Annotated in this window: 4 protein-coding genes; all 4 read left to right on the top strand. The window is 69.6% G+C overall.

What is annotated here, in order from left to right:
* On the top strand, positions 1 to 1,184 hold a 1,184-nt coding region (locus AC1DHD_RS13605; RefSeq protein WP_476880224.1), incomplete at its 5' end, for an SLC13 family permease.
* Between the two features lie 65 nt (positions 1,185 to 1,249).
* The gene (locus AC1DHD_RS13600; protein WP_476880223.1) at positions 1,250 to 2,500 is read left to right on the top strand and encodes a CaiB/BaiF CoA transferase family protein; all 1,251 of its coding nucleotides are present in this window, start codon (positions 1,250 to 1,252) and stop codon (positions 2,498 to 2,500) included.
* A gap of 1 nt (position 2,501) precedes the next feature.
* Positions 2,502 to 4,019: a carboxyl transferase domain-containing protein gene (locus AC1DHD_RS13595; protein WP_476880225.1), complete on the top strand. Its 1,518-nt coding sequence runs from the start codon at positions 2,502 to 2,504 to the stop codon at positions 4,017 to 4,019.
* 122 nt (positions 4,020 to 4,141) lie between these two features.
* The gene (locus AC1DHD_RS13590) at positions 4,142 to 5,593 is read left to right on the top strand and encodes a S8 family peptidase (protein WP_476880222.1); all 1,452 of its coding nucleotides are present in this window, start codon (positions 4,142 to 4,144) and stop codon (positions 5,591 to 5,593) included.
* The last annotated feature ends 86 nt before the right edge of the window (positions 5,594 to 5,679 follow it).

The following is a 5,679-nucleotide window of genomic DNA, read 5'->3' as shown; positions in this document are numbered from 1 at the left end:
CCATAGCCCAGAACAACGGCACCATCGACCTCCTGGTCCGCGGCGCGGTGCGCCTCGTGGGCAGCAAGGTCGCCCTCATCCCCTGGGTCATGTTCGCCATCACCGCGCTCATCACGTCAGTCGGCGCCCTCTCACCGGCCGCCGTCGCCATCATCGCCCCGATCGCCCTGAGCTTCGCCGCGAAGCACAAGATCAACCCGCTCATGATGGGCATGATGGTGATCCATGGCGCGCAGGCCGGCGGCTTCTCCCCGATCGCCGTCTACGGCGTGACGGTCAACGGCATCATCGCCAAAACCGAACTCGCAGCGAGCCCGATGGCCATCTTCCTGGCCAGCTTCTTCTTCAACCTCGTCATCGCCCTGGTGCTGTTCATCGTCCTCGGCGGCAACAAGCTGCTCTCCTCCAAGACCGGCCGGCTGATCGAACAGGCTGCCGAAACCCGCATGAAGGTCAGCGTCGGTTCCCGCGCGGCCGGCGTCACCCTGCAGGGCTCCGGATCGGACATCTCCTCCTCCAGCGTCTCCGCCAAGGGCAGTGCCGCCTCAGCGTCCGACGGCGACGCCACCACCGGGGGCGCCCGCGCCACCATCGCCCAGCTCGTCACCGTCGCCGGCCTGATCGCCCTGGCCGTGATCTCCCTCGGATTCAAGGTGGACGTCGGATTCGTCTCCATCACCATCRCCATCATCCTGGCCCTGGTCTCCCCGGAGGCCCAGAAGGGTGCAGTGAACAAGATCAGCTGGTCCACCGTCCTGCTCATCTGCGGCATGCTGACCTTCGTCGGCGTCCTCGAAGAGGCCGGCACCATCAAGTTCGTCTCCAGCAGCGTCGCCGGCCTCGGTATGCCGCTTCTCGCGGCCCTGCTGATCTGCTACATCGGCGGCATCGTCTCGGCCTTCGCATCCTCCACGGCCATCCTCGCCGCGCTGATTCCCTTGGCGGTGCCGTTCCTGGCCAGCGGCGAAATCGGAGCTGTCGGCGTCATCGCCGCACTGGCCGTGTCCTCCACGATCGTTGACGTCTCGCCGTTCTCCACCAACGGCGCCCTGGTCCTGGCCAACGCCCCGGAGGACGTGGACAAGGACAAGTTCTACAAGCAGATCCTGGCCTACAGCGGCATCGTCGTCGCCGCTGGTCCGGCCGTCGCCTGGCTCGTCATGGTGGTCCCCGGCTGGCTGTAGCCCTCCCGCCGGCCGACGTCGGCCGCCACCGCATCCGCTGGAACTGCAACACAAAGGACCCAACCATGAGCAACGATTCCCACCCCCAGAACGACGGCCCGCTGTCCGGCTACGTCGTCGTGGACCTCAGYCGCGCCCTCGCCGGCCCGCACGCGGGCATGATGCTGGGCGATCTCGGCGCCAGGGTGATCAAGGTCGAGAACCCGGGCGGCGGGGACGACACCCGCGGCTGGGGCCCGCCTTTCGTCGGCCCCGAGGATGACCCGCAGGCGACGTATTTCCTCTCGTGCAACCGCAACAAGGAGTCCATCGCCCTGGATCTGAAGGACGACGGCGGCCGGCAGGTTTTGCGGGAACTGCTGGAGCGGGCCGACGTCGTGGTGGAAAACTTCCGTCCCGGCGTCCTGGACCGGCTGGGCTTCGCCACCGCGGAGATGCACGCGTTGAATCCGAAACTCGTGATCCTCTCCATCACCGGCTTCGGGCACGACGGGCCCGAAGCCTCCCGCAGCGGCTACGACCAGATCCTCCAGGGCGAAGCCGGGCTGATGTCGCTCACCGGTGCCGGGCCGGACGATCCGCAGCGCGTCGGGGTGCCCATCGCGGACCTGCTCTCGGGGATGTACGGCGCTTATGGCGCCCTCGCGGCCTTGCTGGAACGCGAGCGCACCGGCAAGGGCCAGGTGGTCCGGACCTCCCTGCTCTCGGCCTTGATCGGAGTGCACGCGTTCCAGGGCACCCGGCAAACCGTGGCCGGGGATCTGCCGCAGGCCCAGGGAAACCATCACCCCTCGATCGCGCCGTACGGCCTGTTCCACTGCCGGCAGGGGAAGGTGCAGATCAGTGTGGGCAGCGAGAAGCTCTGGCATGCGTTCGCCACGGCGTTCGGGATCGACACCGACCGCCCGGAGTTCGCCTCCAACGCCCACCGGGTCCGCAACCGGGAGAAAGTGATCGAGGCGGTGGAGGATGCGTTCGCCGGGTACGAGGCCGAACCGCTGCTCGCCAAGCTCAACGAGGTCGGCATCCCGGCGGGCAAGGTCCGGAACCTTGAAGAGGTGTACGAATGGGAGCAGGTCCACTCGCAGGGCCTGGTGGTCGACGTCGAGCACAAAATCCTGGGGACAATCAGCCTTCCCGGCCCCCCGCTGAGGTTCTTCAGCCAGGGCGATGCCCACGAAACCACCCTGAGGTCCCACACCGCGCCGCCGCTCCTGGACCAGGACGGGGACCAGATCCGGCGCTGGCTGGAACCGGACCGCACGTCCGCGGCCGGCACGTCCGCGCCCGGCACGTCCGTCGGGCCGGGTGCCTGAGGTGCTGACCGGCCAGAAGGTCCGCCACCTCGACGCCGCCGAACTCATCACCACGGTACTGGACACGGGTTCGTACCTCAGTTGGGACGCCCCGGTGCGGGATCCGGATCCGGACCCCGCCTACGCGGCCGAGCTTGCCGCCGCCCGCGAAAAGTCCGGCGTCGACGAATCCGTGCTGACCGGCGAGGGGCTGATCCGCGGCCGGCGGGTCGCGGTGATCGTCAGCGAATTCCGGTTCCTGGCGGGTTCCATCGGAGCAGCCGCCGCGGAACGGATCGTGCGCGCCGTCGAGCGGGCCACAGCCGAGGGCCTGCCGCTCCTGGCCGGGCCGGCCTCCGGCGGCACCAGAATGCAGGAAGGCACCCTGGCGTTCCTGTCGATGRTSAAGATCWCSGCCGCCGTSCGCGCMCACCGGCAGGCMGGSYTYCCCTACCTSGTSTAYCTGCGCCACCCCACCACCGGCGGCGTKATGGCCTCGTGGGGTTCGCTCGGCCACATCACCGTTGCCGAACCGGGTGCGCTCCTGGGCTTCCTCGGCCCGCGGGTCTACGAAGCGCTGTACGGGCGGCCCTTCCCGGACAATGTCCAGGTCGCGGAGAACCTCTTCGACAAGGGACTCGTGGACGCGGTGGTCCCCCCGGAGCAGCTGCCCGATGTCGTCCACCGCGCCCTGAACATCCTTCTGGCCGACGCCAAGGCCCCCATCCTGCCGCCGCAGACCCTCGAGACGGCGCCGTCGGGGGTTGAGGCCTGGACCTCGATCGGGATTTCACGCAACCCGCGGCGGCCGGATCTGCGCCAGCTTCTGGCCTACGGGGCGCTCGATGTGCTGCCGCTCAACGGGACGGGCCAGGGCGAAAAGGACCCCGGGCTGCTGCTGGCCCTGGCCCGTTTCGGCGGCCAGTCGTGTGTAGTGCTGGGCCACACCCGGCCCCGGCCGTCGCAGCAGACCGCCATGGGCCCGGCCTCCCTCCGCGAGGCCCGGCGCGGCATGCGGCTCGCGGAAGAGCTCGGCCTGCCCCTGCTGACGGTGATCGACACCGGCGGGGCCGCGCTGTCCAAGGAAGCCGAGGAAGGCGGGCTGGCCGGTGAAATCGCGCGGTCGCTGCATGACCTGATCGGGTTGCAGTCGCCGTCGGTCTCGGTGCTGCTGGGGCAGGGGGCCGGCGGCGGCGCACTGGCCCTGCTCCCGGCGGACCGGACCGTCGCCGCGCAGCACGCCTGGCTCTCGCCGTTGCCGCCCGAGGGTGCCAGCGCCATCATGCACCGGAGCACGGAATTCGCGCCGGCCATGTCCGCGTCGCAAGGCGTCAACGTCTCCGCCCTGCACGCCAACGGGCTCATTGAGCACATTGTCGACGAACGCCCGGATGCGGCGCTGGAGGCAAGGGAGTTCTGCCGGCGGATGGGGCGGGCCATCGAGTACGAGCTGTCCCTGGTTGCGGCCACAGGCGTGGAGGAACTGCTCGCTCGCCGGCTCCTGAAGTACCGGAATCTGGGCGGGTCGGTACCCGGATAGGGCCGCGGACGGGAGGACGACGCCGGCGCCGGTCTCCGATTGGCCCTGATTATTCCGCGCCGCAGGGCCTACCATATGGACGGGGGGCACTCGAAAAGCATCATGCTTAATGGGAGGCCACGATGTTAACCACCGTCCGCAATCTTATTCCGCACGCGCACTGGACATTCGTGGGCGCCGGCCGGCGCCGGCCCCGGCGCGGAACCGCCGCCGCCCCGCCGGACATAACGCGGCGGCAGTGGGTCGGCGGGCTGGCCGCGGTGGCGCTGGTTGCAGGCGGCGGCCTCGCCGCCGCAGCACCGGCCTCCGCCGCGGAGCCGGCGCAAAGCTACATCGTCGTCCTCAAAGACGGCACGGGCGACGCCGGAGCAGTTGCCGCCGCCCAGCAGGGAAAATTCGGTTTCCACGCGTCCAACGTCTATCGCAGCGCGGTCAGCGGCTACGCCGGAACCATGACGGCGTCCCAGGCCAACCGGCTCGCCACCGATCCCAGCGTCGACTTCGTGACGCTCTCCCGCCACTTCCAGGAGCCCGAAGAGCCCGCGACACCCAACACCGAGGTGGCGCCGCTGTGGTGGCAGCGGATTGGCGGCGATCCGGACGCGGCAAAGGATGCGGTCCGCGCCGGCACCGGGAACGATAACGCCGTCAACGTCGCCGTCATCGACAGCGGCATCGACGGCAACCACCCGGACCTGAACGTCCAGGGCGGCATCGACTGCAGCTCCGGGCAGCCCGTCGAGGAAACACCGGTTGACGTGCTGGGCCACGGAACGTCGGTGGCAGGCGTCATCGGTGCCCGCAACAACGGCACGGGCATCATCGGCACGGCGCCGGGCACCCCGCTCTGGTCTGTCCGGGTTGTTTCCCCCGGCGGCGCGATCACCGAAGCGAGCCTGATCTGCGCCATCGACTGGGTCACCTCAACACACAAGGACGACGACCCCAGCAACGACATCGACGTCGCCAACATCAGTATCGGCGGCCCGGGCTCGGACACCCCTAACTGTGGCAAGGGCACCGATCCCATGCACTACGCGATCTGCCGGTCGGTGCGGGCCGGAGTGGCCTACGCCGTCGCCGCCGGCAACTCGGCCACCAACCTCGCCGGCACGGTCCCCGCGGCCTACCACGAGGTGTTGACCGCGACCGCCATGGCCGACTTCGACGGGAAACCCAACGGGCTCGCGCCGAGCCTCTGCGGCCACGACAACTGGCGGACCATCGGCCAGCGCGACGACCAGCCGGCGGTGTTCTCCAACTTCGCCGTCAGCCAGCGGGACAGGGAGCACACCGTCGCGGCTCCGGGGGTCTGCATCCTGTCCACCGTCCGGGGCGGCGGCTATGGCGTGAACCACGGCACCAGCTTCTCCAGCCCCGCGGTGGCCGGCGCCATGGCATTGTGTATCAGCGAGGGCGCCTGCCAGGGGTCGGGCGCGGAGGTCACCCAGCAGTTCCTGGACAGCGCCGAGTCGTACAACACCCGGCACCCGGACTTCGGCTTCGGGGGTGACCCCCTCCGCCCGGTCGGCGCGAAGTACTTCGGCTACCTGACGCAGATCACCCGCCTCTGAGGTCCCCGGCGCTGCGGCCTCCGCGCCTCGCCCGTTTCGACGGTTCCGCGCCGGTTCGACGCCCAGACGCGTCGAGTGCACACGGA

The sequence above is a fragment of the Arthrobacter sp. 05L45_2 genome, assembly GCF_056397525.1.
The sequence above is the reverse complement of the archived record's forward strand: the minus strand, read 5'-3'. Positions and strand labels throughout refer to the sequence as shown.